Annotated in this window: 23 protein-coding genes; 3 read left to right on the top strand and 20 right to left on the bottom strand. The window is 48.1% G+C overall.

Translation table 11 applies throughout. The annotated features are described in order from the left end of the window. Positions 1 to 35: 35 nt before the first annotated feature. Complete coding sequence (locus tag AELLOGFF_RS00880) at positions 36 to 1226, top strand: NADH:flavin oxidoreductase (protein ID WP_159266892.1); 1191 nt, start codon at positions 36 to 38, stop codon at positions 1224 to 1226. 4 nt (positions 1227 to 1230) lie between these two features. Here the strand turns inward: AELLOGFF_RS00880 and AELLOGFF_RS00875 are convergent, their stop codons facing one another. From AELLOGFF_RS00875 to AELLOGFF_RS00810, 14 genes are all read right to left on the bottom strand, one after another. Continuing rightward, positions 1231 to 1677 carry a hypothetical protein gene (locus AELLOGFF_RS00875; RefSeq protein ID WP_159266891.1) on the bottom strand — a complete coding sequence of 149 codons (447 nt, stop codon included), beginning with the start codon at positions 1675 to 1677 and terminating at the stop codon, positions 1231 to 1233. Between the two features lie 32 nt (positions 1678 to 1709). Beyond that, positions 1710 to 2204 carry a nitroreductase family deazaflavin-dependent oxidoreductase gene (locus tag AELLOGFF_RS00870; protein WP_159266890.1) on the bottom strand — a complete coding sequence of 165 codons (495 nt, stop codon included), beginning with the start codon at positions 2202 to 2204 and terminating at the stop codon, positions 1710 to 1712. 134 nt (positions 2205 to 2338) lie between these two features. Then, positions 2339 to 5701: a DUF2126 domain-containing protein gene (locus AELLOGFF_RS00865; protein WP_159266889.1), complete on the bottom strand. Its 3363-nt coding sequence runs from the start codon at positions 5699 to 5701 to the stop codon at positions 2339 to 2341. Positions 5702 to 5988: 287 nt separating this feature from the next. Continuing rightward, positions 5989 to 6972 (bottom strand): hypothetical protein, encoded by a 984-nt coding sequence (locus AELLOGFF_RS00860; protein WP_159266888.1) that lies wholly within the window; start codon positions 6970 to 6972, stop codon positions 5989 to 5991. A 124-nt stretch (positions 6973 to 7096) separates the two neighbouring features. Continuing rightward, entirely contained in the window at positions 7097 to 8482 is a 1386-nt protein-coding gene (locus tag AELLOGFF_RS00855; protein WP_235035552.1) for a tetratricopeptide repeat protein, read from the bottom strand. Next, positions 8479 to 9078: an energy transducer TonB gene (locus tag AELLOGFF_RS00850; RefSeq protein WP_159266887.1), complete on the bottom strand. Its 600-nt coding sequence runs from the start codon at positions 9076 to 9078 to the stop codon at positions 8479 to 8481. The genes AELLOGFF_RS00855 and AELLOGFF_RS00850 overlap by 4 nt, the downstream gene beginning before the upstream one ends. A gap of 5 nt (positions 9079 to 9083) precedes the next feature. Further along, complete coding sequence (locus tag AELLOGFF_RS00845; protein ID WP_159266886.1) at positions 9084 to 9491, bottom strand: ExbD/TolR family protein; 408 nt, start codon at positions 9489 to 9491, stop codon at positions 9084 to 9086. Positions 9492 to 9501: 10 nt separating this feature from the next. Next, positions 9502 to 10029 carry a MotA/TolQ/ExbB proton channel family protein gene (locus AELLOGFF_RS00840; protein WP_200842576.1) on the bottom strand — a complete coding sequence of 176 codons (528 nt, stop codon included), beginning with the start codon at positions 10027 to 10029 and terminating at the stop codon, positions 9502 to 9504. Positions 10030 to 10032: 3 nt separating this feature from the next. After that, entirely contained in the window at positions 10033 to 11421 is a 1389-nt protein-coding gene (locus tag AELLOGFF_RS00835) for a MotA/TolQ/ExbB proton channel family protein (RefSeq protein WP_159266885.1), read from the bottom strand. Then, the gene (locus AELLOGFF_RS00830; RefSeq protein ID WP_159266884.1) at positions 11421 to 12254 is read right to left on the bottom strand and encodes a DUF3450 domain-containing protein; all 834 of its coding nucleotides are present in this window, start codon (positions 12252 to 12254) and stop codon (positions 11421 to 11423) included. Before AELLOGFF_RS00830 ends, AELLOGFF_RS00835 begins: the two co-directional genes overlap by 1 nt. A 302-nt stretch (positions 12255 to 12556) precedes the next feature. Next, on the bottom strand, positions 12557 to 13072 hold the full coding sequence (locus AELLOGFF_RS00825; protein WP_235035553.1) for a dihydrofolate reductase: 516 nt from the start codon (positions 13070 to 13072) through the stop codon (positions 12557 to 12559). Positions 13073 to 13086: 14 nt separating this feature from the next. After that, positions 13087 to 13926, bottom strand: a complete 840-nt coding sequence (locus tag AELLOGFF_RS00820; RefSeq protein ID WP_159266883.1) for a thymidylate synthase — start codon at positions 13924 to 13926, stop codon at positions 13087 to 13089. 1 nt (position 13927) lies between these two features. Beyond that, entirely contained in the window at positions 13928 to 14728 is an 801-nt protein-coding gene (gene lgt / locus AELLOGFF_RS00815; RefSeq protein ID WP_159266882.1) for a prolipoprotein diacylglyceryl transferase, read from the bottom strand. A 3-nt stretch (positions 14729 to 14731) separates the two neighbouring features. Then, positions 14732 to 15523, bottom strand: coding sequence for a sulfite exporter TauE/SafE family protein (locus AELLOGFF_RS00810; protein WP_159266881.1), 792 nt, complete (start codon positions 15521 to 15523; stop codon positions 14732 to 14734). A 68-nt stretch (positions 15524 to 15591) separates the two neighbouring features. Here AELLOGFF_RS00810 and AELLOGFF_RS00805 point away from each other — a divergent pair, with 68 nt between their 5' ends. Further along, complete coding sequence (locus AELLOGFF_RS00805; RefSeq protein WP_159266880.1) at positions 15592 to 16344, top strand: NRDE family protein; 753 nt, start codon at positions 15592 to 15594, stop codon at positions 16342 to 16344. Here AELLOGFF_RS00805 and ptsP read toward each other — a convergent pair. Continuing rightward, entirely contained in the window at positions 16341 to 18605 is a 2265-nt protein-coding gene (ptsP, locus tag AELLOGFF_RS00800) for a phosphoenolpyruvate--protein phosphotransferase (protein WP_159269225.1), read from the bottom strand. The two genes, AELLOGFF_RS00805 and ptsP, sit on opposite strands and share 4 nt — an antisense overlap. Further along, positions 18605 to 19111, bottom strand: a complete 507-nt coding sequence (gene rppH, locus AELLOGFF_RS00795) for an RNA pyrophosphohydrolase (RefSeq protein ID WP_159266879.1) — start codon at positions 19109 to 19111, stop codon at positions 18605 to 18607. The genes ptsP and rppH overlap by 1 nt, the downstream gene beginning before the upstream one ends. 159 nt (positions 19112 to 19270) lie before the next feature. Here rppH and AELLOGFF_RS00790 point away from each other — a divergent pair, with 159 nt between their 5' ends. After that, positions 19271 to 19924, top strand: a complete 654-nt coding sequence (locus AELLOGFF_RS00790) for an HAD family hydrolase (RefSeq protein ID WP_159266878.1) — start codon at positions 19271 to 19273, stop codon at positions 19922 to 19924. A 62-nt stretch (positions 19925 to 19986) separates the two neighbouring features. On the opposite strand, the gene gcvH is transcribed toward AELLOGFF_RS00790, so the two are convergent. The 4 genes from gcvH to AELLOGFF_RS00770 all read right to left on the bottom strand — a co-directional run bounded on the left by gcvH (position 19987) and on the right by AELLOGFF_RS00770 (position 24492). Further along, complete coding sequence (gcvH, locus tag AELLOGFF_RS00785; RefSeq protein ID WP_159266877.1) at positions 19987 to 20373, bottom strand: glycine cleavage system protein GcvH; 387 nt, start codon at positions 20371 to 20373, stop codon at positions 19987 to 19989. A 72-nt stretch (positions 20374 to 20445) separates the two neighbouring features. Continuing rightward, positions 20446 to 22083: an ABC transporter permease gene (locus AELLOGFF_RS00780; RefSeq protein WP_159269224.1), complete on the bottom strand. Its 1638-nt coding sequence runs from the start codon at positions 22081 to 22083 to the stop codon at positions 20446 to 20448. Between the two features lie 6 nt (positions 22084 to 22089). Then, complete coding sequence (locus AELLOGFF_RS00775; RefSeq protein WP_159266876.1) at positions 22090 to 23121, bottom strand: extracellular solute-binding protein; 1032 nt, start codon at positions 23119 to 23121, stop codon at positions 22090 to 22092. Between the two features lie 129 nt (positions 23122 to 23250). Next, entirely contained in the window at positions 23251 to 24492 is a 1242-nt protein-coding gene (locus AELLOGFF_RS00770) for a UbiH/UbiF/VisC/COQ6 family ubiquinone biosynthesis hydroxylase (protein WP_159266875.1), read from the bottom strand. Positions 24493 to 24496: the final 4 nt, after the last annotated feature.

Below are 24496 nucleotides of genomic sequence, written 5' to 3'. Positions count from 1 at the left end.
AAACACCACCCAATATAATAAAAAAGGGTAGAACCATGAGTCATGCCGACTACCTATCCCCAGCATCAATCAACAGCCTTCAGTTGAAGAATCGCTTTATCAAAGCTGGCACCTTCGAGAACATGACGCCGGGCGGGGTTCCTGGTGCCAACTTGAACAATTTTCACGGCAAGCTTGCCGATGGCGACATTGCAATGACCACACTCGGCTATTGCGCGGTTGAAAATGACGGTCGCCTTAACGAAAACATGATGTACATGCACGAAGGCATTCGCCCAGAACTTACTGCTTTAATCGCCGACCTACATCAGCGTGGTACAAAGGTATCTGGGCAAATGGGGCACTGCGGTGGCTTCTCCAAAAACAAGGAGCTTCAACGTCGCCGCCCCCTTGGTCCTAGTTTTGGTATAAATGGCTTGGGGCTGTCCCGTGGCATGCTATTTTGCGACGCAATGACGCTTGATGATATTGAGTCTCTTATTAAAAGTTATCATCAAGCAGCCATCTTCATGAAGTCGGTTGGCTTTGATGCCTTGGAAATCCATTTCGGGCATGGCTACGGTTTATGCCAGTTTATTAGTCCCAAAACCAATAAACGCCGAGATCAATATGGGGGCAACCTAGAAAATAGAATGCGCCTACCATTACAGGTATTAGCGGCAGTACGTGATGCGGTGGGTGATGACTTCCCCTTGCTTGGGAAAATAAGCATGACAGAAGGCGTCCGTGGTGGACTTCACTACGATGAAGCCATTGCGATGTGTAAATTTTTAGATAAAGCTGGGATCGACGGTATTATCACGAGTGGCGGCAGCAGCACGATGAACCCCATGATCATGTTTCGGGGTGGCAATATACTTCCCGGCATGTTGCGCACAGAAAAAAGCCCGCTAATGCGCTTATTGCTTCGCCTGATGGGTAAATCCATGTTTAAAAACTACCCCTATTCCGAACTCTATTTTTTACAGCACGCAAAACGTATACGCGAGGCAGTATCTTGCAAGATGATTTATGTTGGCGGAGCTAGCAGTAACACCAGCTTTATGACCCTGATGGAGCAAGGCTTTGATTTTATTCAGTTAGGCAGAACACTTTTAAGCGACCCTGACTTGCCCCATCAAGCTCGCGCAAAATCAGACTTTGTTAGCCGCTGCACCCACTGTAACGACTGTATAAGTACAATTGAAAGCACTCAGGGTATTCATTGCACCCAGTTCCCAAGCTAATACTTTACGGCCGCCTACGAGCAAATAAGTTAAATGCAAAAATGACAAAAGAAATAAGCGGCAGCGTACCTGGAATATAAAAACCATAGACCACAAACGCTTCAAAGTTAGTCTCCGGTACAATCAGGCGCTTGCCAATGAACAGGGCATTTATGATTGGCCCTATGATATTAGCATAACAACCCAACACCAAAAGATAGCGAGCTAAATGTATTCCCCTGCCATCTAAATTCATACGTAACCACACCCCCGCTACCGCGAGCACAAGGACACCATTAAGCAGCCCTTCCATATGCGCAAAGCGCCACGCTCCGTATGAAGGGTTGCTCACCTCAGCAGTTGCAGCCGCTACAGAAAACCCTATTCCAGCCATTAAGCCAAGCAGCAAAATAACGACACCATGAAAAGCTAATTGACGCTGCTCCTCGAGCGCACGCGATCTGTCCATCACTAACAATCCTTTTTTTATTATCTTTCTACAGGCTAGGCCGGCTCACAAATAAAGACTGGAATATCACGGTCTGTTCTTGCCTGATACTCATCAAAGTCAGGATATAAACCCAATAAGTGAGGCCACAGCTCACGCTTCTCCTCGTCATTAGCCTGACGAGCTGAATAGTTTCTTTTATCCCCACGAACCATAATATCGATCTCTGGTTTAGCGGCAATATTGAAATACCACTGAGGGTGTTTTTCCATCCCCCCTTGAGAGGCGACTAGGAGTTTATTATTTCCCCAGGGCAAGTGAATTAATGCAATTTCTCGACGTGTACCGCTTTTCCGCCCCGTCATGCCGACAATACAAATGGGGAAACCACCGGGGAAATTTTTTAATAACCGGCCTCCACTTTTCTTATATACCCATACATTAAAGCGAGTGTAATGCTTCATTACTCGCTGAATTAGCCTTTGCCATTTCAAGGGAATCTCGTCGACATCTTCCCGGCGAGTTTTCACGTAGTCGAGTTTATTGGGCATGAAGGTATTCTCACAGCTATGTATGCCGTAATTCTAAGGGAATTACAGCAGTGAGAATGTCGTCCGTCTGGAGGGGGGCTGCTCGCAACAGTACTGAATCTCAAACTATTGCGAGCGGTAATTATTGAGTAAACCTAACCCGTCCAGTTGGGCTTGCGTCGTAAATCGAGCGTATGCGGGTATTCACCCGGTGACTCTTCAGGAGGTGGCGCCATCGGCCGAGGTGGCTCAGAGAAAAACTCTCGAACAGCATCTAAATCCGGTCTTGGCGTATAGGGCCCGGGGGTATGCGCGACCGTACTAAAGCGATTACCACGACGCGACTCAGCCTCGAATGCATTTACCGGGAAGGTTTCGTAGGTTCGACCGCCAGGGTGCGATACATGGTAACTACAACCACCAATAGAGCGCCCCGTCCAAGTATCGATTAAGTCGAACACCAATGGCGTATGTACACCAATAGTAGGGTGTAAAGCCGATGGTGGCGCCCAAGCTCGGTAACGCACACCCGCGACATATTCACCATGCCGTCCTGTGTTGGCCAAAGGCACTCTACGGCCATTACAGGCTAGAACATAACGACTATCTGTTAAACCGCTTAACTTAACCTGTAAACGCTCTACCGAAGAGTCCACATACCTTGCCGTACCGAAACTACCAATTTCTTCACCCAACACATTCCAAGGTTCAACAGCCCAGCGCAATTCGATTTCTATTTCATCAAGTTTCACGCGGCCGTAGTGTGGAAAACGGAATTCCTCAAAAGGCAGCAACCAGTCGGCTTTGAATGGATACCCAGCATGCTCCAAATCGGCAACAACGTCTTTCATGTCCTGCCATAAATAATGCGGCAACATAAACTTATCGTGTAACGCCGTCCCCCAGCGAACCAGTGGTTTTTTATACGGCTCATTCCAAAAACGAGCGACTAGGGTTCTTATTAATAAGGCCTGTACCAATGACATGCGACTATGGGGTGGCATTTCAAAACCGCGGAACTCTAAAATCCCTAAACGGCCCGTCGCGCTACCTGGTGCATATAATTTATCGATACAAAATTCCGCTCGATGTGTATTACCCGTGATATCAATCAATAGGTTGCGCATTAGCCTGTCGACCAACCAAGGCTGCTCGGCAAGTCCGTCAGGCATTTGCTGAAATGCAATTTCCATTTCATACATCATTTCATCACGACCTTCATCAGCACGGGGTGCCTGACTGGTCGGCCCGATAAATGCGCTAGAAAATATATACGACAAACTTGGATGGTGCTGCCAAAACGTCACTAAACTCCGAAGTAAATCCGGGCGGCGCAAAATAGGACTATCACTCGGTGTGACACCACCTAAGGTAATGTGATTCCCCCCACCGGTACCGGTGTGACGACCATCTAGCATAAATTTCTCTGCCGCTAGACGAGATTCACGTGCAGCGCTGTAAAGCTCAATGGTATTGTCTACCAACTCTTTCCAGCTTGATTTTGGGTGAACATTAACCTCGATAACACCAGGGTCGGGCGTCACCAATAACTTTTGAATACGCGGGTCTCTTGGCGGCTCATAGCCCTCCAAAATAACGGGAACACTCTGCTCCTTCGCTGTCTCCTCAATCGCTGCCACAAGCTCAATATAATGCTCAAGACTATGTAATGGAGGCATGAATATATGGACTTTACCGCCTCTAGACTCAATACACATTGCCGTTCTAACAATGGCTTGTGGGCCTTTCAGCTTTTCTTCCAGCACTTTTGCCGCGCTCTGTAGCTTTTGCGGTCGTGGAACTTTGGCTTCATGAGGGAATTGGATTTCTTGCCGCGGCTGCAAGGGGCTGCGCTCTTCAAACGGGTCTCTGTCCGGCTGAATCTCCGGCTCAGCTAACTCTGGAAGGTCTCCCAGCGGCAACCTAAGTCCCATGGGTGAGTCGCCCGGCGTTAATATCAAACGCTCCCGCTTCACATTCCAAATACTGCTGACCCACTCGCCAGTCACTGGCTCCCAGGCCAATGGAACGAGATAACCGGTTGGATCTTTAAAGCCTTGCTCCAACAATCGAGCAAGACGTCGACGGCCTAAATCATCATTGATTTTTGAGGCCAAAATATCGATATTTTTAGGAATCTTTTGCTCTTGAAGAAGATAGTACAAGGCATCTTCATAAGCTGGCTGAGCGTATTCTTTCGCTAAACTTAATTTCTCGATTAAACTTAACGCAAATTTTTCAGACGTGGCAACATTATGGCCATAGTCCTTGTCAACTCGGGCTAATAGCTCGGGATCAGTCCATATTGGCTCATTATCTTTACGCCAAAATAAACCTAAGGCCCAACGCGGCACCTCTTCACCGGGATACCACTTTCCTTGCCCATAATGAAGCAGACCCTGCGGCGCAAAATGATTGCGTAGTTTTAAAAGCAATGTTTTAGCAAGACTTAGTTTTTCAGCGCCCAGTGCATCGATATTCCACTGCGCAGACTCCATGTCATCAACAGAGACAAACGTCGGTTCGCCACCCATGGTGAGACGTACATCATTTTTTGCAAAATCAACATCAACTTGCTCGCCCAGTAATAAAATATCAGCCCACTGGTCATCGCTATATGGCTTGGTAACTCGAGGGTCTTCATGAACCCGCTCAACTACATTGGTGTAATCAAACTCAACTTCACACTCGTCGGTAAAGCCCTCTATGGGTGCCGCAGACACAGGGTCAGGTGTGCATGCCAACGGAATATGCCCTTCGCTAGCAAACAGCCCCGATGTAGGGTCAAGACCAATCCATCCCGCACCGGGTATGTAAACCTCACACCACGCGTGTAAATCGGTGAAATCCTCCTCAGGACCACTAGGGCCATCCAATGATTTTTCATCAGATGTCAGCTGTACTAAATAGCCTGACGCAAACCTTGCCGCGATACCTAGATGACGAAATAACTGAACAGCCAGCCATGCGGAGTCACGGCAAGACCCTTTTTTCAGCTGCAAAGTCTCTTCTGGATCTTGGACGCCAGGTTCAAAACGCAGGCAGTATTCAATCTCTTTCTCAAGGATTTGATTCACCTCAACCAAAAAATCGTTCATTGGCCGTTTAGTGGTAGAGATTGATTTAAGTAGCTTATTGAACAACTTACCTTGCTTTTCTTTTGCCAAATAAGGTGCCAACTCTTTTTTGAGCTGTTTTTTATAATAGAAAGGAAATTTCTCAGCGTATTCTTCAACGAAAAAATCAAAGGGATTTATTACGGTCATATCCGCAATAACTTCGACTTCAATCGAAAACTTTTCAGTTTTTTCTGGAAAGACTAAACGTGCTAAATAATTACCAAAAGCATCTTGCTGCCAGTTTAGAAAGTGGGTTTCTGGCACCACTTTCATACTATAACTATGGATCGGTGTTCGGCTGTGCGGCGCTGGCCGTAAGCGTATTACATGGGGAGAAAGATTTACTAAGCGGTCAAAGCTGTAGTAGGTCTTATGGTGAATAGCCACGCGAATTGTCATTACTTCTCCTGCGAATACCGCATCTACGTCTTAATCTGGTTGAAATTTAATATAACATCACTACACCCTGCCACCACCAGATAGTAAACAGCCGGCAATTATAGCCTGCATCCTTTACAAAGCCGCGACAAATTTTTACATGCTTTATCTTAACGTAAAGCAAGTCTTGAACCGTGATGATCCCAGATACCTATTTCCTTATAACGAGCTAGCATACATCGCGCCAACTCAGTGCGCTCAAAAACACTCCATATATCGCTAAAATTTAACTCATCATCATTACTTCACTAATTAGAGAAGTAAATATCCAGCTTAATGGTAAAACTCGCCTCCGCGTCCCAGCCTTCATCCTTTGGAAAAAACACTTCAGGACTTGCCGCTATAAAGATCCAGTCTTCATGCAAGTTATAACTGTAACTAGCACCCACAAAATAAGCCGACATTTGAGTACGAAACTCTGTAGACAATATTCCCCCAATCCGATATTCAAGTGAAGAGCGTTGGGATAAGGCCTGATTTAATGACAAAACATGGACATTTTCAAAATAATCATTCTTATCTTCAAATTCCAAAATGGTTAAATAACGTAGTCTTAATTTTAATCCCAGTGGGCGCTGCACGTTTAGCTCACTCGTCTCACCCCAACCTCGGTCAGAAAAATACCACACTTCTTGGGTGAACTCTGGAGACCATTGCCCCCATTTTTCCATAGGCCGCCTAAGACGGTAGCGTCCAAACGTCACTAGCGGCACCCGTAACTTAACCCCCAACCTAGCCGAGCGCTGCCATTTATGCCACTCGCTATCTGGTGTTATTTCTATGCCCGAGACCGAATCCTTTCGTCGTAACCGCTCACCCGTAGAGTTACTCCTGACTCTCTCCTCTAAGGAATTATCACTATATTCATCACTACTAAAAAACAATTTCGCTTTTCGCTGTGTATTTGGTAAATCAACTTTTGCCTTAACTCGGAAATCCGTTTGAATGTCGCCGCGCTCCTCCCAAGTTTGCTTAAATTGAAGCTTTAAATAGCTTTCATTTTTGTAATCGGGTGGCGCGTGCTCACTTGAAAAATAGTAATCAACACCCTCTGCAAAATCGACCCACCGCTCAGCCCAAAAATCCCTTGTCGTCTCTGCGTTTGTCAGTGTTCTGCTGATAAAGCCATCGCCATTATTTGCTCCATCGACTGATTCCTTTGCAAAAGCTGGTTCTGCGACCGCAAACAACACACACGCCAACTTTATTAAAAGTATTATCCTGCGACTCATACTTAATACTGCTCAGGCAAGTAACGTTTATTAAAACTATAGAAAGGGTATATATAGATGTCCATTATCCAGACACAAAAAAGGCACCCGAAGGTGCCTTAATCAAAGTCTAAATAGTTGAATATCAACCATCTTTAAGCGCTTCTTGACGCTCAAGCTCCTTGGTCATGAACTGCATCCACTGCTTGGCATAATCAGCCGACTTCTCTGATTTAGCTGCTTCTTTGAATGCTTTACGCGCACCTTCGTATTCTTGAAGATTAAAACGCGCCATTCCTAGAACTAGATAGGCTGTATCTGGACGCTTTAGATCACCTTTCTTAAACGCGTTTTCAATGGCTTTTTCAGCCTTATCAAACTGATCGTTATCAAGATAGATATTACCTAAGCGGGACCACAACTCACCTTTATCAGATTTTGCTGCGGCCTTCTCCATTTCTGGGATCGCCTTTTTTAACTCTTGAGCTTGGCGCCATGCATTACCTAATAACTCAAGGTTTTTAGACGTCGCAGGAACATCACCTTTCTTAATTGCTTGATCAAGCACTTTCGCTGCTTTATATGGCACTTCCTGAGACAGGAAGAGGTAGGCCATATTAATCAGCTCTTTGTCATTATCCAGAACACCTTCGGTGTAAGCGGTTTCCATCGCGGCAGTCGCTTTAGAATCCATTTTTAGCTCGTTGTACATTGATGACAACTGCAGCCAGTAGGCTTTCTTCTGGTAATGCTTCAGCGTTTCTTCAAGAATTGCTGCAACGCGCTTGATATCATTCTTTTCATAATACAAATAGCGCTGTAATCCCCACCACTGCTCTTTAGGAACCTTTCCACGGCTAGTGTAGTCATTGATAGCAACTTCAATATACTTTAACGCGCGATCTAAGTCCTTAAGCTGGTAGTATCCTTGCGCAAGCAAAGAGTAAGCGCCAGCACCTGGATCTTCACCCAAAGCTTGCTTCGCTTTAAACCACTCTAAAAGCGTGCTTACACCACCTTTGTAATCCTCTTTCACGAAGTAAAGCTGTGCAATGGTGTACTTGGTATTTAACTCCATCGCCTCCGGAATATCCGGCTGCTTTACCACGTTACGATAAGCATCTAACGCTTGCTCATACTTCTCTTGAGTGAAGTAGATAAACGCATACATATTGTAGAGGTTTGCAAGCTCATAGCTATTCAGCGAGTTCCGGCCTTCTTTATCGCGGAGCTCATTGAGCAACCTAATAGCTTCATTGTATTTTTTCTCGTCTGCCGCCATCTGTGCTTCATTTAATTTTTCATAAACTTTAGCGCGGATAGCTGGCGTTCTGCGTGTGCTTCGCTTGGGCTTTTCACTTTTCTCAGCTGCGTGGGCAATGCCCACGCTGTGCGTACCAAGCACTGGTTGCAAGGATGAACTTACAATAGGCATGGCAAACACTGTGGCTACACCGAGAGCGATAGAACAACCCAGCTTGACCAACACAGGACGCAACGTTTTAGTGCTCAAGTGATAATCAGACATCATTTTTCCAACTCGTAAGTGAACCGGTTTTGTATGCCCGGCACCTCAATAGGCTCGCCGTCGGACACACGCGGTTTGTACTTGAACTTCTCAGCAGCCTTGATAGAAGCTCTTTCGAAATACCCGGAAGGCTCACAATCTACGGCCACGATGTCCCGTGTAGTACCAGCTTTAGTCACTGTATATTCCACAGTACAGTAGCCAGTCACACCACGGCTTTGCGCGCGACGCGGATAAATTGGGGCAACTTTAACGATCGGCAAGTACTCACCATCTGAGGCTGAAAGCCCACCAGTCGTATTAGTCAAATCAACCGTTTGAGTTGGCGTCATATTGACCGCTTCCAAATTCGGGTTGATGTCTTCCATCTCAGGCTGCTCCATATCCGGTGGCGGCTCATCTGGCTGCTTCGGCTTATCGGGCTTGCTGTCTTTCATTGTTTCAATTTTGGTGTCAGGCATTTGTATATCGGCTAGCTTTGTACGCGGTTTTTCATCCAGCGTTTTATCAGCTATCTCGATAAGGTACGGCATTATGATGAACAGCGTCGCTGTCACCACAAATGCCAATGCAGCACCAATAAATAGTCGAATATTCATATTGATCAGCTGTCTTCAGTGGCCAATGAAACATCGTATACACCGGCCGAACGGCTGGCGTCGATAACCGCAGTAACCGTCTCGGTATTCGAGGCTTTATCAGCCTGAATAACCACGGCACCTTTAGGATTTTCCGCATGCATACGCTCAACAACTGAGCGAACCGCACGCTTATCTACCCGGCGCTTATCAATCCATATTTCATTAGTTGCCGTTACAGCAATCAGAATATTAACATTCTCTTTTTTACTTGATGTTGATGCGTCAGGGCGGTTCACCTCGACACCAGCTTCCTTAATAAAGGACGCCGTTACAATAAAGAAGATCAACATGATAAACACAACGTCGAGCATCGGCGTCAAGTCTATTTCAGAGGAATTTTCCTCTGTTCCGGCTCTATTATTCCTTCTCATGTTCGTTCTCTTAGTGATCTGTTGTCAGATGGTCTTCCAAAAGCTCGCTCTCACGCTCAGCAATACTCTTAATATACGTATTGATAAAAACGCCTGACAAAGCCGCAACCATTCCCGCCATAGTCGGAATCGTTGCTTTTGAAACACCGCCGGCCATCGATTTTGCATCGCCGCCACCCGTTACCGCCATGATGTTAAATACTTCGATCATACCGGTAACAGTACCCAATAATCCCAATAGTGGGCACAGTGCCACCATTGTTTGGATCATTGGCAAACTCGCATTAATCTTAAGTGATACTTGAGATATCAACTTTTCGCGAATCTGCTTGGCATTCCAGGATTTACGCTCTTCACGTTTTTCCCAAGTACCAATAGCACCGTTGACGTCTTTCGACAGCTCAAATTTGTAATACCAAAGTCTTTCGAGAGCGAGAGTCCACATCAGGAATGTTAGGCCGGCGATGGCCCATAGCACGTCGCCGCCTGCATCCATGAATCTTCGGATAATCTCGATCCATTCATTCAGTAGGTACATCGCTTAGTTCCCCGCGTGACCTTCCGTGTGTTCGGCAATGATGCCCGTAGTTTGCTGGTCAAGAACATGAATAATTTTCTTGGCACGACCGCTCACAAAGGTGTGCAGCAGAACTGTTGGGATCGCAACCACCAGACCAAGTACAGTCGTTACCAGTGCACCAGAGATACCACCAGCCATTGCTTTCGGATCACCTGCACCGAAGATAGTAATAGCTTGGAAAGTAATAATCATACCGGTTACGGTACCGAGCAGACCCAGTAGAGGAGCTACCGCAGCAATAATTTTCAGAAGGTTCAAAGAGTTTTCCAAACGTGGAGTCTCTTTCAAAATCGCTTCAGAAAGTTTCAGCTCAAGTGTTTCAGAGTCCATTGATGGATTATCTTCATGTACTTTCAACACACGACCAAGGCTGTTGTTAGTATTTGCTTTAGTGCTCTTAAGCTGACTGCGCACTTTCATATCTTCGATAGAAAGAACAACCAGACGCCAGAAGGCAATCAACATAGCCAAAGCACCAACAGCAGAAATTACGTAACCAACAACACCACCTTGGTGCCAGCGCTCTTTAAGCGTAGGACTGTCGATTAATGCTGCCAAATACGAACCACCTGTTGGACCTGTTGGATCCACACCGAAAGCACTCATACCAGAAGTTGTTTGAGCTAGCTCTTCAGCCCAACCCATGTAAGGACCGCTTGGCTGACGAGACAAAACTGCTAACGTACCTGTTTCAGAAATATACTGAAGGTATTCGCCATCAGCGCTGACCATATTGAATGTACCAATACGAACAACTTCTTTCTCGCCGCTTTCGCCGCCAGCACTAGTCACAGGCGTTCTAAACTTAACAACACGGCCAGATTCAGTCATTTCACGCTGTAATTCAAACCATACGCGCTCAATTTCTTCGATGCTTGGCAATTCTTCAGCACCTGACATTTTCGCAATCAAGTCATCAACAAACTGTTCACGCTGTGGGAACTGAACACTGATGATTGAAGACATGAAGTTAGAACGAAGGTCGCCGGCAGTAGATGTCAAATGACCAAACAATTCAGTCAACGTACCTAGACGCTCTTTTAACTGACGTTGCTTCTCAACAATAACCGTTTCGTTTTCTTCAAAGGTTTTTTCTAGATCAGAAGAACGCTTTTCTTCAGCAGCTAGTGTGCGCTTAGCTTCATCAAGTGTTTTCTTTTGATCTGCACGAGCTGCAGCAAAGCGTTGTTCACGCGCCTTGTTCTCGCGAATATCAGATACACGACCTTGCTCAACCATTTTCAACAATTCGTCGAGCGACTTAGCGTCTTCGGCCATCGCTGGCATTGCTGCAACGGCAATCGCACCGCTGAAAGCCAGCACAGCAGCCTTTAATAGATTACGTTTCATTATTTAGCAGCCTCCGGAGCCGGAATCGGGAGTTTCATGATGTCGATAGAAGCTTGTTTACGGGCAATACGTAGGCCTTTCTGAATAGCACCACGATAATCACCCGTGTCTAGCTCGACCCATTGACGCTTATCTTGGTCCCAAGCGCCCGACTGCTCGCCATCTGTTGTTTGATACATCAGACCAATGCGACCAATACGCAGAAAGTTCACTTCGCGCTCTGAGCCAGCAACACTGGCAACGCCTTTGTAGCTATCGATTTTACGGCCGTACTCATTTTCAATTTTGTAGGCTTCGAGAACTTGGCGGAATTTTTCAGCGATAGTGATATCTGAGCGATCCATATTGGTACGCAGAAATTCAACACGCTCAGTACGCTCATCAATATGGAAAGGTACGTCAAGAGCAACAAACTGCTCAAGGCCATCAATCATACGAATCAATAATGGAGTGATTTGACGCTGAATGATGGTTGCCTCGTCAACAGACTTACCAAGACCTGCGATACGACGCAATTGACCGGCAATCTGCTTTTCAAGACGAGCGTTATAGACTCGTAAACCGTCTACTTGCTTCATCACTGTTTTGTAATCTTGGAGTAAATCACCAGTTTCAGCAGCTAGGCGATCAATCTTTACTTGAGATTGCTTAGCAGCCTGAGTTCTCTTGACACCAACATCAAGTACTTTGCTAACTGGGATTAAAGGTTTTACTGGTGCTGCAGCAGGTTCTTGCCCAGCAGTCGTATCGGCTGAATAGGCCGGCGACCCCGCCAGCATACCAACAGCCACACTGACCGCTAGAGCGATTGTTTTCAATCGTTGCGTTTTCATGGGAATTGCTTTTCCTATTTGGGACGTTTAGTGAAAGCAGAGCTTATTATCTTCTATCAGCCGTACGGCCAGTCTAAAGACCATGCTTTCATACAGCGGGCTTATTTTAATCATGTGCATTCATAAGAATCAACGACAAAACTAAATGTTTCGTAATATAAAATTCTCCATTAATTATATGTGGCGAAGAGTTACACTTTCGTGAAGACGGGTAACGATCAAAATCACAGAAGTAACGGCCGATTTCACCTCTCCCGCCTTGGTTAAAAAACAACCACCCCCGATACGACCTCAAAAAACAACTATTCTTGTCGCCATCGCTGTAAAGTGACAAAACAATACCCCGGCGACCCATCCGATGTTACTGGGTAACACTCACGCGCGACCTCTTTCCAGTCATTTGGTTCCATTTTTGGAAACCAAGCGTCGCCCTCTGGCTCAAGGTCTACCTCGGTGACAAAAACCCTGTCGACCAGATCCATCACTTGCCGGTAAATAGTCTCACCACCAATCACAAAAATCTCTTCAAGACCTGCAGCGGCGGCTTCGCTTCGCGCCAATTCCAAGCCATCTGCCACATTACTAACAACCGCCGCACCCTCGGCGACAAACCCAGCACGGCGACTAACAACAATATTACTTCGCCCAGGCAATGGCCTCCCGATCGACTCCCAAGTCTTGCGCCCCATGACAATAGGCTTGCTCATCGTTGTCGCTTTAAAATGCTTTAAATCAGCCGGTAAATGCCAGGGCAATTGATTATCTATACCGATAACTCGATTTTTTGCCATGGCCACAATCAGTGAAACCCTAACCACACTCTCTCCTCGTGTTATATCGCTATTGGCGCTTTTATCGCAGGATATGGGTCGTAACCCTCAAACTCAAAATCCTCGGCCGTATACTCAAAAATAGAAGCGGGACGTCGCTTAATGACAACTTGCGGCAAGGCTCTTGGCTCGCGACGCAATTGCTCCTCAACAATATCGTCGGTCAAATGGTTTTGATACAGATGGCAATCCCCAAAAGTATGAACAAAATCACCAACCCCCAAGTCACACTGCTGAGCAATCATATGGGTAAGCAAGGCATAACTGGCAATATTAAAAGGCACCCCCAAGAACAGGTCCGCACTGCGCTGGTATAACTGACAAGACAAACGACCATTCGCAACATAAAACTGAAACAAGGTGTGACATGGCGGCAAAGCGGCTTTACCTCGTCGCGCATTTTCCTGCGGGCTTAGTGACTCATCAGGCAAATCCGCTGGATTCCACGCATTTACCAATAAGCGCCGCGAGTTAGGCTTACGACGAATCATCTCGACCACCTCACTAATCTGGTCGATGGTAGAGCCATCAGGACACGACCAGCTTCGCCACTGCTTACCGTAAATCGGGCCGAGATCGCCATTTTCTAAGGCCCACTCGTCCCAAATAGAAACCCCTCGCTCACGCAACCAGTTGTTATCGCAACTACCTGCCAAAAACCAAATCAGCTCATTAATAATGCTGCGCAAGTGCACTTTTTTTGTCGTCAGCAAAGGAAAACCCTGCTGCAAATCAAAACGCATCTGCCGACCAAACACCGAGCGCGTACCCACCCCCGTGCGATCTCCCTTATCCGTACCGTTATCGCGAACATCCCGCAACAAATCCAAATACTGCTGCATTTTACTTCCCACCCTTAACGCTTGACCGCGAGTACGTCCAAATCAACAAACCACCACCAATCAAAATCATTGGCAGCGATAACTCCTGCCCCCGCGTCATCCAGCCAAGCATATCAAAGCCAATATGACTATCGGGCTCACGTACAAACTCAACTAAAAAGCGGAAACAACCATAACACAACAAAAACAATGAGCCGGCCGCATAGGGAGGGCGCTGCTTACGGGTAAACCAAAATATAATAGCGAATAACAGAATACCCTCTAAAGCAAACTGGTAAAGCTGCGATGGATGCCGAGGCAGCTGCAGCGGATCGCGAGGGAATAGCATACCCCAAGACACATCGGTGGGACGCCCCCACAACTCCTGACCAATAAAATTACCGATCCGGCCCAAACCTAAGCCAATGGGCGCAAGTGGAGCGATAAAGTCCCACAAAGCAGATACCGGCACCTGAATTCGACGCGCATACAAGGCAACAGCAACCACCACGCCCAGCAATCCACCATGGAAGGCCATGCCACCTTCCCAGACCCGAAACAACCATAATGGGTCTTGCAAAAACTGCGGGAAATTATAAAAAATGACATAGCCAAATCGCCCGCCCAAGATAACGCCAACCGCACTATAAAAAATTAAATCTTCTACCTGGGCCTCATTCAAGGGGCTCCACGGCTGCTTGGTCCGGCTTTTGGCAATAAACCACGCCGCCGCAAAGCCAGCCAAATACATAAGCCCGTACCAATGCACTGACAACGGCCCAATCTGCACCGCCACTGGATCAAAATCAGGATGTATCAACATGCCTTAAAGTGCCTCCAAAATAAACTGACTACCTACCACCAGCAAAAACAAAGCAAAGCACTGCTTTAAACGTGGGCCAGAAAGCCGCTGCGCCAATAGCGCTCCCAACTTTGCAAAAGGCGCACTTAACAGTGCAATACCAATAAATGCGGGCAAATAGATAAAACCAAAGCTATAAGCTGGCAAAGCCGAATGACCAAACCCCGCCACTAAATTACTTGCCGAACCGACAATCGCTATCGGCAAACCGCAGGCCGCAGATGTGGCGACAGCCGTTTGCATACGAACGTTACACCAACTTAAATACGGTACGGTTAACGAACCTCCACCGACACCAAACATTGCCGAGAAATAACCAATACCTAGACCTGCCGATGTCAATCCACGCCCACCCGGAAGCTGACGAGATGGTTTTGGCGCAACCCCCAAGCCCATATATATCGCAACAATGAGACAAAACCCGCCAAATGCAAGCTGTAATATTCGCCCTGATAGCAATGTAGCGGTCATCACCCCGCACACTACACCCACCGCAATACCCGGGGCCAATAACCGCCAGCACGACCAATCGACATTACCTAATTTGTGATGCGCCCGCACCGAACCTACTGATGTCACCACAATTGTTGCGAGAGACGTTCCCACTGCTAATTGCATTGCCACATCCGGTGCAACAGACAAAAAACTAAAGCAAGCGACCAGTGCAGGAACGATGATCAAACCACCGCCCACACCAAACAAGCCAGCAGACAAGCCCGCCACTGCGCCAACCGCCAAATAAATCAATAAAATCACGCCACTGACGCCCTTAACAAAGCTGCTATTATGACGACCAACGCCGATAAACAACAGTGAATGCCCCAATGTGCCTAATATTATTACGCTGGCAAAAAGACCTCGAACACCCATTTGTTGTGGCAGCTAATCGCGACGAATTCTTTGCACGCCCCACACTTGCGGCAAATTACTGGCCAGAGCACCCACACATTCTCGCTGGCCGTGACTTGGAGTTTGGCGGCAGCTGGCTGGGTATCAGCCTTAACGGCCGGTTTGCCGCTGTCACCAACCTGCGTGAAGTTGAGGCAAGCGGGGACCAGAGCCGAGGAGATTTAGTCAAAGACTTTTTACTTAGCCAGCAAACTAGCACGCAATTTCTACGCGATTTGGAAACTAAGAAAGGTCAATATCGGCCATTTAATCTAATTGTTAACGACGGCAAAAGCCTCTGCTACATCAACAACTTTGAACCGAGCTGGACAACACTACCCGAAGGCATTCATGCGATAGGTAATATTCCACTTAGCGATGACAATAAAAAAACCAAAAAAGGCCGTGCCGATATGAGCGCAGCGATATCTAGCGCTTTCGACCACCAAACCCTTCTCACAATGCTCCAAGACCCAAACCCAACCCTAGACTCAGAAGAAGAAATTTACCGCGCCTTGTCGCAACGCTTCATCAACATCAACGGCTATGGCACACGCTCAAGCAGCATTATTTGCAAATCAAAAAATGGCCAGTGGGATTTTTGGGAAAAAAGCTATGCAAACAGTACCAGCCAGAAGGAAGCGCTAAATCACTTTACGTTTAGCGCCAAGCCAAGCAGCAGCGATTAAGCTCCGATTGGTTGAAGTAAACGCTCCATACCAATGTCAGTCATCGTTTTTCTTAGCAGCGCCTTCACCTCATCAGCCGTATCAACCAGCGCAGTGCTCTCCAACAAGGCGTGAAGCTCATCGTAGCGACAGCTGCGTATCACAGCTTTAACTCTTAGCAAACTGTTATCATTCATAGACAACATATCGTAGCCCATCGCCATAAGCAGCAATACCGCGGCAGGGTCACCGGCAAGTTCACCACAAATACCAACAGGCTTACCTTCGGCATGGGCCGCATCAACAACCTGTCGCAAGCTATTCAATACCGCTGGATGGTATGCGTGATACAAATCAGCAACCCGCGTATTATTGCGATCCACCGCCAATAAGTACTGCGTTAAATCATTTGAGCCCACCGATAAAAAATCAACTCGACGAGCCAGCTGCCTAGCCTGATATACCGCGGCAGGCACTTCAACCATCACCCCAATGGGCGGCAAAGTGACATCCCAGCCATCCTCGACCAGCTCGTCGTAAGCCCGCCGCACCAGCTCAAGCGCTTCGTCAACTTCTTGTACGTTACTGATCATCGGCAACATGATTCGCAGGTTATTCAGGCCCTCGCTGGCCTTGAGCATAGCTCTAACCTGCACCAGAAAAATCTCAGGGTGATCTAGGGTAACGCGGATGCCACGCCAACCCAAAAAGGGGTTTTCCTCTTCAATGGGAAAATAAGGCAAGGCCTTATCACCACCAATATCGAGGGTACGCATCGTCACTGGCAGCGGCGCAAAGGCAATTAGCTGCTCACGATAAATTGCTCGTTGCTCCTCCTCACTAGGGAAACGCTCCCGCAACAGAAATGGAATTTCTGTTCGGTACAAACCCACGCCTTCTGCACCGCGATCCAAAGACCGCGCAACGTCAGCCATCAAACCGGTATTTACCCACAGCGGCATACGGTGGCCATCTAGGGTTTCACTCGGCAAATCACGCAAGGCTTCCAAGCCCTGAGTGAGCACTTGATCTTCTTCGGAAACCGAGCGGAAGTGCTCATACACCTCAGGCGAGGGGTTGTAGTGCACATACCCAGAATAGCCATCAACAATTAAATTAGCATTTTCGATTTGCGTATAAGGTAAGTCACTCGCCCCCATCACTGTGGGGATACCCATTGCCCTCGCTAAAATAGCAACATGGGAGTTACTTGAGCCCCGCACAGAAACCATGCCCACCAACTTTTCACGAGGCACATCACCAAGCATTGAAGCCGTTAATTCTTCACCAACCAGAATGGTTTTATCTGGGTACTGTGCAGGCTCTACCTCGCTAGTCTGCAAATAGGATAAAACACGACGGCCAAGATCTTTTATATCTGTGGCTCGCTCCTTAAAGTAGGCATCATCCATCATCTCAAAGGTATGGATATGGCTAGACATTACCTGACTCAACGCCCCTTGCGCCCACTCACCTTCTTCGATTTTTTTTACGACTTCAGCCGCCCAAGAGCCATCGTCTATGATGCGCAAATACACATCAAACAGGGCATGCTCATCAGCAGGCAGCTGAGTAAGTAACTTTTCGCTTAAGGCATGAATATCTGCCCGCACCGCCTTTAATGCCGCTTGGAACGCTTGTAGCTCTAGCTCGGGATCCTCGCTTTGCCGCCGTGGCACGGCATGTAAATCAGCCACTGGGGCGACAACAATCGCGCTCCCTATTGCAACCCCTGTCGCCCCGGCAATCCCCTTGAAGGTTGCCGTTGCACCTACTGCATTTTGCTCGGTGGTGATAGAGCCTGTAGCCCTTGCATGAGCAATAACACCCGCCAACTGCGCCGACATTGTGACTAGAAACGCTTCTTCATTCTCGTCAAATCGACGACTGTCTTTTTGCTGAACAACCAGCACACCCATCACCGTTCGCTGATGGATAATGGGTGCACCGAGAAAAGAGTGGTATTGCTCTTCGCCTATGCCAGGCAAATATAAGAAATTGGGGTGTCTTTCGGCGTGATCCAAGTTAACGGGCTCTTCACGCCGCGCCACCTGCCCCACCAAGCCTTCGTCGGGACCAAGGCTGATTTTACCAATTAACTCAGGGTTCAAACCTTGGTTTGCCATAAAGATAAGGCGACCAGAGTCCGGGTCGCGCAGATAAACTGTGCACACCTCGGTACCCATCACTTCTGCAATACGAGTAACAATAATATCCAGCGCCGCTTGCAAATTACCCGCAGCATTTACCGCTTGAACAATGCTTCGCAGTGCTTCAAGCATCATAGTAAGTCACCCGCCATAGCATCCCTAACCAAACGGGCGTGTCGAGGAGCCAACTCTTTCATCGCCCGCCGGTAGACTTCGCGCTTAAACGCGACAACGTGTCCCAATGGGTACCAGTAACTGACCCACTGCCAATGATCAAATTCCGCTTTATCACTACGATCAAAGCTGACTTGGCTGTCATCCGCCTTCATTTGCAGCAAAAACCACTTTTGCTTCTGACCAATACATAGTGGTTTATTATCACGTCGAATCAAGCGCTGTGGCAGGCGATAACGCAGCCAGCCACGAGTACAGGCAAGCAAATTGACATCCTTTTCGCGCAAGCCCACCTCTTCATATAATTCACGGTATAGAGCCTCTTCCGGAGACTCGCCCTCATGAATCCCACCTTGGGGAAACTGCCAAGCACTTTGACCAACACGGCGCGCCCACAACACCTGCCCCTGCTCATTTGCAAGCACGATGCCAACGTTGGGACGAAATCCATCCGAGTCAATCACTACATCACCTATTGTTTTGATTTTATTTCCATTTTCTATTGTTCCATAAATTCTCGACACTGGGAATTCACTCTATCAACAAGAGCACAGAAAGATGAAAAAGTAGCTCTCAAACGCTATGCTAGCCCACCTTAACAGCCCGTCACGATGGAGATACACATGGCCCTAGCGATTTTCGACTTGGATAACACCTTGCTAGGCGGTGATAGTGATCACGCATGGGGCGAGTTTTTAGTCGCCAAAGGCATTGTTAATAGCGAAGAATTCAAGACAAAAAACGATGAATTCTACCGCCAATACCAACAGGGCGGCCTCGATATCAATGCGTATTTGCGTTTTGCTTTACAGCCATTAAGCAAGTACGACAGCGACACTCTCAACGCTATGCACGCCACATTCATGGACGAATACATTGCCCCTCTTCGACTTCCCAAAGCCGACGCACTACTCCAGAAGCACCGCGATGAAGGGGACTTTGTGATGATCATTACCGCCACAAACAGCTTTATTACTCGCCCCATCGCTGACGCTCTAGGTGTTGAGACCTTACTCGCCTGTGATGGCGAGATAATAAACGGCCGCTACACTGGCGAACCCGCTGGCATCCCCTGCTACCAAGAGGGCAAGGTAACGCGCCTGCACAATTGGCTACAAGAAACAGGCCACTCACTCGATGGAAGCTATTTTTACAGCGACTCCCACAACGACTTACCGCTATTAAAGGTCGTTGATCACGCCGTAGCCGTAGACCCTGATGACACGCTAAAAGCGGCAGCTCACGATGCCGGCTGGCCTATCATTAGCCTTCGCTAATTAAGCAAAACCAAGGCAAAAAAAAGCCCGGCATCGCCGGGCTCTAGAGTCTAGCGACGATATTACTCGTCGCACTGCTCATCGTATGCTTCTGCATCTAGCAAGTTATCCAACTCGCTGATGTCTGAGGGCTGCATCCGGAAAAACCAACCATCACTGTAAGGGTATTCATTGACTGTTTCAGGGCTTTCATCCAAAGCCTCATTAACCTCAATAATCTCTCCCGACACCGGCACATAAATATCAGAGGCCGCTTTCACAGACTCTACCACTGCTGCCTCGTCACCCTGGGTATACTCCGCACCAACCTCAGGTAACTCGATAAACACCACATCACCCAATGAGTTCTGGGCGTGGTAGCTGATTCCTACGGTAACCGTGCCATCTGACTCGAGGCGCGCCCACTCGTGACTGCTGGCATATTTTAATTCACTGGGGGTATTGCTCATTGAAAGCCGTCCTCTACTGACGAAACATAAGATGGATATATTTTAACGCCGCTGCCAGCAAATACAAAGCGCTCAATAATTACTACGCCGGATACTGATTATCACTGGAATTAATCCCGCCGCCACCAACGCCAATGCCGGTAACGCAGCAAGCTGCCAGTGACCCTCCGCTGTCATTTCATAAATACGCACCGCAAGGGTGTCCCAGCCATAGGGGCGAAGCAGCAATGTTGCTGGCATTTCCTTCATTACATCGACAAAAACCAATACCATCGCAGTGAGCAACCCCGGGCGCAGCATAGGTAGATAAATACGCCGCACCAACTCACCACCGCTGGCTCCCAAGGTACGCGCTGCTTCAGGAAGGCTGGGGCGAATCCGCTCTAAGGATGACTCCAGCGGCCCACCCGCCACAGCTAAAAATCGAATCCAGTAGGCCGCAAGCAGAGTCGAAATAGACCCAATTAACACCGGCACAGGCGACATCCCCAAAAAACGCTGAATTGGGATTAACACTTGATTATCAATAAACGTAAACGACAACATAATCCCAACAGCCAATACCGACCCCGGTAATGCATAGCCAAGCTGGGCCAAACTAAAAAAACCACCTCGTTTTACTTGCCGGCGATTAAACGCCAAGACCAAAGCAAGAAAAACCGTAATCCCTGCCGCTATTCCCGCCAAAAAAACAGTGTGCTGCAGTAGCTCAAAAAATCGCATATTCAGCTGCTGAGCACCCTCGCCTACAGCCCAAAATAGTAACTGAAAGACCGGCATGACAAACGAAACCAGTAATACCAAACTGCACATTGCCGTCATCGCCCACGCTTTTACGGGTTTTAGCTGAAATCGATACCGATGTTGTAACCGCCCGCCCTGCACAAATCGCCTAGCACCGCGAGAATGACGCTCAGCAAACAAGGTTAAAGCCACAAATAACAGGAGTATTGATGCCAGCTGAGCAGCAGCCTGAATATTAAAAAATCCAAACCACGCTTTGTAGATCGCCGTAGTAAACGTGTCGTAATTAAACACCGCCACTGTGCCAAAATCCGCCAAGGTTTCCATCAGCGCTAGGCTCACACCCGCCACAATTGCCGGCCTTGCCATGGGTAATGCTACACGATAAAAGGCCTGCCAAGGGCTGCACCCAAGCACACGCGCAGCCTCTGTGGTATCACTACTTTGCGAAAGAAAAGCGCTGCGCGCCAACATATAAACGTAGGGATATAAAACCAGGGAAAACACCACAATCACGGTAAATGCATTGCGCACATCCATGCTGCCGTATTGCTGACCAAACTGCAGCCGCAAGAAACTCTGCAACGGCCCACCAAAATCAAAGACGCCCAAAATGACAAAGGCCATCACATAAGCAGGCACAGCCATTGGCAACATTAAAAGCCATTCAAACCAACTGCGCCCAGGAAAGTCGCACATCACGGTAAACCACGCCAGACCAATGCCTAGCAGGCTAACCAAAACCCCCACCCCGATTAATAACACCAAAGTATTAAATAATAGACTGCTCAGCTGGGTCGCAATCAGGTGCTGCCACACATCTGTTTGCGCTGAGCCCCAACTCACCACCACCACTAAAATCGGCGCTAACACGCCTAACACGGCGGCAACGCCAAGCAATCGTAAGGCCCAAAAGCCAACGTTTGATTTTCGCGCTGCCACCAAGGCGGTAGAGGCCGACGTCATTGACACTCAGCGATATCCCACACGGTCCATTAACCTAATCGCCGCGCCCTGCAAGCGCCCTGCCTCGGTGAGTGGCATCGTATCCGCACGAAAACTACCCCACTGCTCAATAAGGGTCGATGGGGCGGTTTTATCATTAACCGGATATTCTTTATTTAGATGAGCAAAGTCGTATTGCGCTGACGGGCCAGACAACCACTCTAATAGCCGTAACGCATTCTCTTTATTTTTACTTGCCTTAGTTATCCCCGCACCAGACACATTCACGTGAACACCTCGGCTCGCTGCGCCTTCACCACGTTGATTCGCCCAGAATAGCCCCACAGGTAAATCAGCTTGATCAACCAACATACGCGCCAAATAGTAGGTGTTCACCAACCCCACATCACACTGGCCGGCATCAATCGCCTCAATTACCTTGTTGTCACTCGCAAAGGGTGACACCGCCAAGTTATCTACCCAGCCGGCCACAATTTGCTCAGCCTTTTCCTCACCCAACGCCACAATCATGCTCGCCACAAGAGACTGGTTATAGACTTTTTTAGAGGTGCGCAAACACAGGCGGCCACTCCACTCTGGCCCGGCTAAATCTTCATATCCGGCCAATTCTTCGGGCTTAACACGATCGGTGGCATAAACAATGGTGCGTGCGCGTATTGATACGCCATACCAACGCCCCTGCTCATCGCGCAAAGCCGGCGGTATATTCTCGTTGAGCACGGTAGAGTTCACCCGCTCCAAAATTCCCATTTCGGCCGCATGCCAAAGATTGCCAGCATCAACGGTAATCAACATATCAGCGGGGGAGTTATCTCCCTCTGCTTTCAACCTTGCCAGTAGCGGACCCGCCTCGTCGGTGACATAGCGAATACTAATCCCTGTTTCTTCGGTAAAATCGTCAAAAATGGGTTTAATCAACTGCTCAATTCTTGAGCTATAAACCACCAACTCGGGGCCCTTTACAGCCGGCGGCTCACTGTTGCCGCAAGCGCTCAACACAAGCGTTGCTATCACGCTCAACGCGATTATTCGTATCATCCAAGCCTCCTACAAGAAATTCGGGCGTAGATGATAATTATTATCATTAAACTACTCAATGAATTCCGTAATTTATTCAATGAAAACGCTTTCAATAACGGCGATTGACCGGCAATAAATAGCGTTGGGTTAAAATTTTCCTTCGCCATCGGTCAAACCCATGGCTCTGGCAATGATCTGACGTTTTAAGGGCAGCGCCGAATCCAGCCAACGCATGCCAGTGTTACGCAACAAACGCAGTGGCATGGCAGGTGTCTCAAATAAATGCTGGAACCCTTCCATCATTGCCATCATTGCCAAATTTCCGCCTTTACGCCTGCGCTGATAGCGGTTTAACACGGTCTCATCGGCTACATTTAATCCTCTTGCCAAGGCTCGACGACACTCCTCAGCCAACACCTTTGCATCTTGAAAACCCAGATTAATACCCTGTCCCGCCAAGGGGTGAATAGTATGCGCGGCATCCCCCAGTAACACCACGCCATCGCAGACATAATCTGCCGCGTGTCGCTGCCTGAGAGGAAAGCTAAAACGCCGACTACTGGCGACTACCGCGCCAAGACGATGTTCAAATTTAGCGGCAAGTGCACTGCAAAAAGCGTCATCCTCTAAGGACATTAATTGTTCAGCAAGCTCTGGTTTCACCGACCAAACAATAGAACAGTAATGTTGATCACCCGCTGTATCAGGCAGGGGTAGAAAAGCCAGCGGCCCTTCCGGCAAAAACCTTTGCCACGCGGTATTGCAATGTCGATGCTCGGTTTCTACTGTCGCAACAATGGCGTGATGGTGATAGTCCCACTCTCGGGTAACAAAGCCTGCCCAATCACGCACTTTTGAATTTGCGCCATCGGCGGCAACCACGAGGGGACTGCGAATCTCCGCCCCGCCTTCTAAACCCAAACGGATCAAGCCCGGCTCTCGGCTCATTGAGGCAACCGGCATACCGAAATAGCATTTAACCCGCGTATGTTCCCGCAAGCGATTTACCAATGCCGCGTTAATTAAACGGTTTTCAACAATATGCCCCAAGGCCTCACGCCGCACTTCACTAGCGGAGAAATGTATTCGGCCAGTCCCTTCGCCATCCCACACGTCCATATCGCTGTATGCGCAAGCACGTCGGCTGACAATATCAGACCACACCCCAAGCTCGTCTAAAAACTGGCGCGAACCCTCTGTCAGTGCGCTTACCCTTGCGTCGTAATCAAAGACGCTTTCTTCTATTTGCGGCCAACCTTCGCGCACGGTTTGCGCCTCTACTAGCGCCACTTTCAACGGCAAATCAGCCACCGCTAAAGCTAAAGAGGCACCGGCCAAGCCCGCGCCGACAATAACCACATCGTAATCAGCCACACTCTCTGCCGACATTAAA

This window comes from Zhongshania aliphaticivorans, from assembly GCF_902705875.1.
GTDB lineage: Bacteria > Pseudomonadota > Gammaproteobacteria > Pseudomonadales > Spongiibacteraceae > Spongiibacter > Spongiibacter aliphaticivorans_A.
The sequence above is the reverse complement of the archived record's forward strand: the minus strand, read 5'-3'. Positions and strand labels throughout refer to the sequence as shown.

What these genes read in the sequence shown, in the direction of transcription:
- AELLOGFF_RS00880 (WP_159266892.1), top strand. Translation starts at nt 36, where the DNA reads ATGAGTCATGCCGACTACCTATCCCCAGCATCAATCAACAGCCTTCAG.
- AELLOGFF_RS00870 (WP_159266890.1), bottom strand. Translation starts at nt 2,204, where the DNA reads ATGCCCAATAAACTCGACTACGTGAAAACTCGCCGGGAAGATGTCGAC.
- AELLOGFF_RS00865 (WP_159266889.1), bottom strand. Translation starts at nt 5,701, where the DNA reads ATGACAATTCGCGTGGCTATTCACCATAAGACCTACTACAGCTTTGAC.
- AELLOGFF_RS00860 (WP_159266888.1), bottom strand. Translation starts at nt 6,972, where the DNA reads ATGAGTCGCAGGATAATACTTTTAATAAAGTTGGCGTGTGTGTTGTTT.
- AELLOGFF_RS00855 (WP_235035552.1), bottom strand. Translation starts at nt 8,482, where the DNA reads ATGATGTCTGATTATCACTTGAGCACTAAAACGTTGCGTCCTGTGTTG.
- AELLOGFF_RS00850 (WP_159266887.1), bottom strand. Translation starts at nt 9,078, where the DNA reads ATGAATATTCGACTATTTATTGGTGCTGCATTGGCATTTGTGGTGACA.
- AELLOGFF_RS00845 (WP_159266886.1), bottom strand. Translation starts at nt 9,491, where the DNA reads ATGAGAAGGAATAATAGAGCCGGAACAGAGGAAAATTCCTCTGAAATA.
- AELLOGFF_RS00840 (WP_200842576.1), bottom strand. Translation starts at nt 10,029, where the DNA reads ATGTACCTACTGAATGAATGGATCGAGATTATCCGAAGATTCATGGAT.
- AELLOGFF_RS00835 (WP_159266885.1), bottom strand. Translation starts at nt 11,421, where the DNA reads ATGAAACGTAATCTATTAAAGGCTGCTGTGCTGGCTTTCAGCGGTGCG.
- AELLOGFF_RS00830 (WP_159266884.1), bottom strand. Translation starts at nt 12,254, where the DNA reads ATGAAAACGCAACGATTGAAAACAATCGCTCTAGCGGTCAGTGTGGCT.
- AELLOGFF_RS00820 (WP_159266883.1), bottom strand. Translation starts at nt 13,926, where the DNA reads ATGCAGCAGTATTTGGATTTGTTGCGGGATGTTCGCGATAACGGTACG.
- lgt (WP_159266882.1), bottom strand. Translation starts at nt 14,728, where the DNA reads ATGTTGATACATCCTGATTTTGATCCAGTGGCGGTGCAGATTGGGCCG.
- AELLOGFF_RS00805 (WP_159266880.1), top strand. Translation starts at nt 15,592, where the DNA reads ATGTGCCTAATATTATTACGCTGGCAAAAAGACCTCGAACACCCATTT.
- ptsP (WP_159269225.1), bottom strand. Translation starts at nt 18,605, where the DNA reads ATGCTTGAAGCACTGCGAAGCATTGTTCAAGCGGTAAATGCTGCGGGT.
- AELLOGFF_RS00790 (WP_159266878.1), top strand. Translation starts at nt 19,271, where the DNA reads ATGGCCCTAGCGATTTTCGACTTGGATAACACCTTGCTAGGCGGTGAT.
- gcvH (WP_159266877.1), bottom strand. Translation starts at nt 20,373, where the DNA reads ATGAGCAATACCCCCAGTGAATTAAAATATGCCAGCAGTCACGAGTGG.
- AELLOGFF_RS00780 (WP_159269224.1), bottom strand. Translation starts at nt 22,083, where the DNA reads ATGACGTCGGCCTCTACCGCCTTGGTGGCAGCGCGAAAATCAAACGTT.
- AELLOGFF_RS00775 (WP_159266876.1), bottom strand. Translation starts at nt 23,121, where the DNA reads ATGATACGAATAATCGCGTTGAGCGTGATAGCAACGCTTGTGTTGAGC.
- AELLOGFF_RS00770 (WP_159266875.1), bottom strand. Translation starts at nt 24,492, where the DNA reads ATGTCGGCAGAGAGTGTGGCTGATTACGATGTGGTTATTGTCGGCGCG.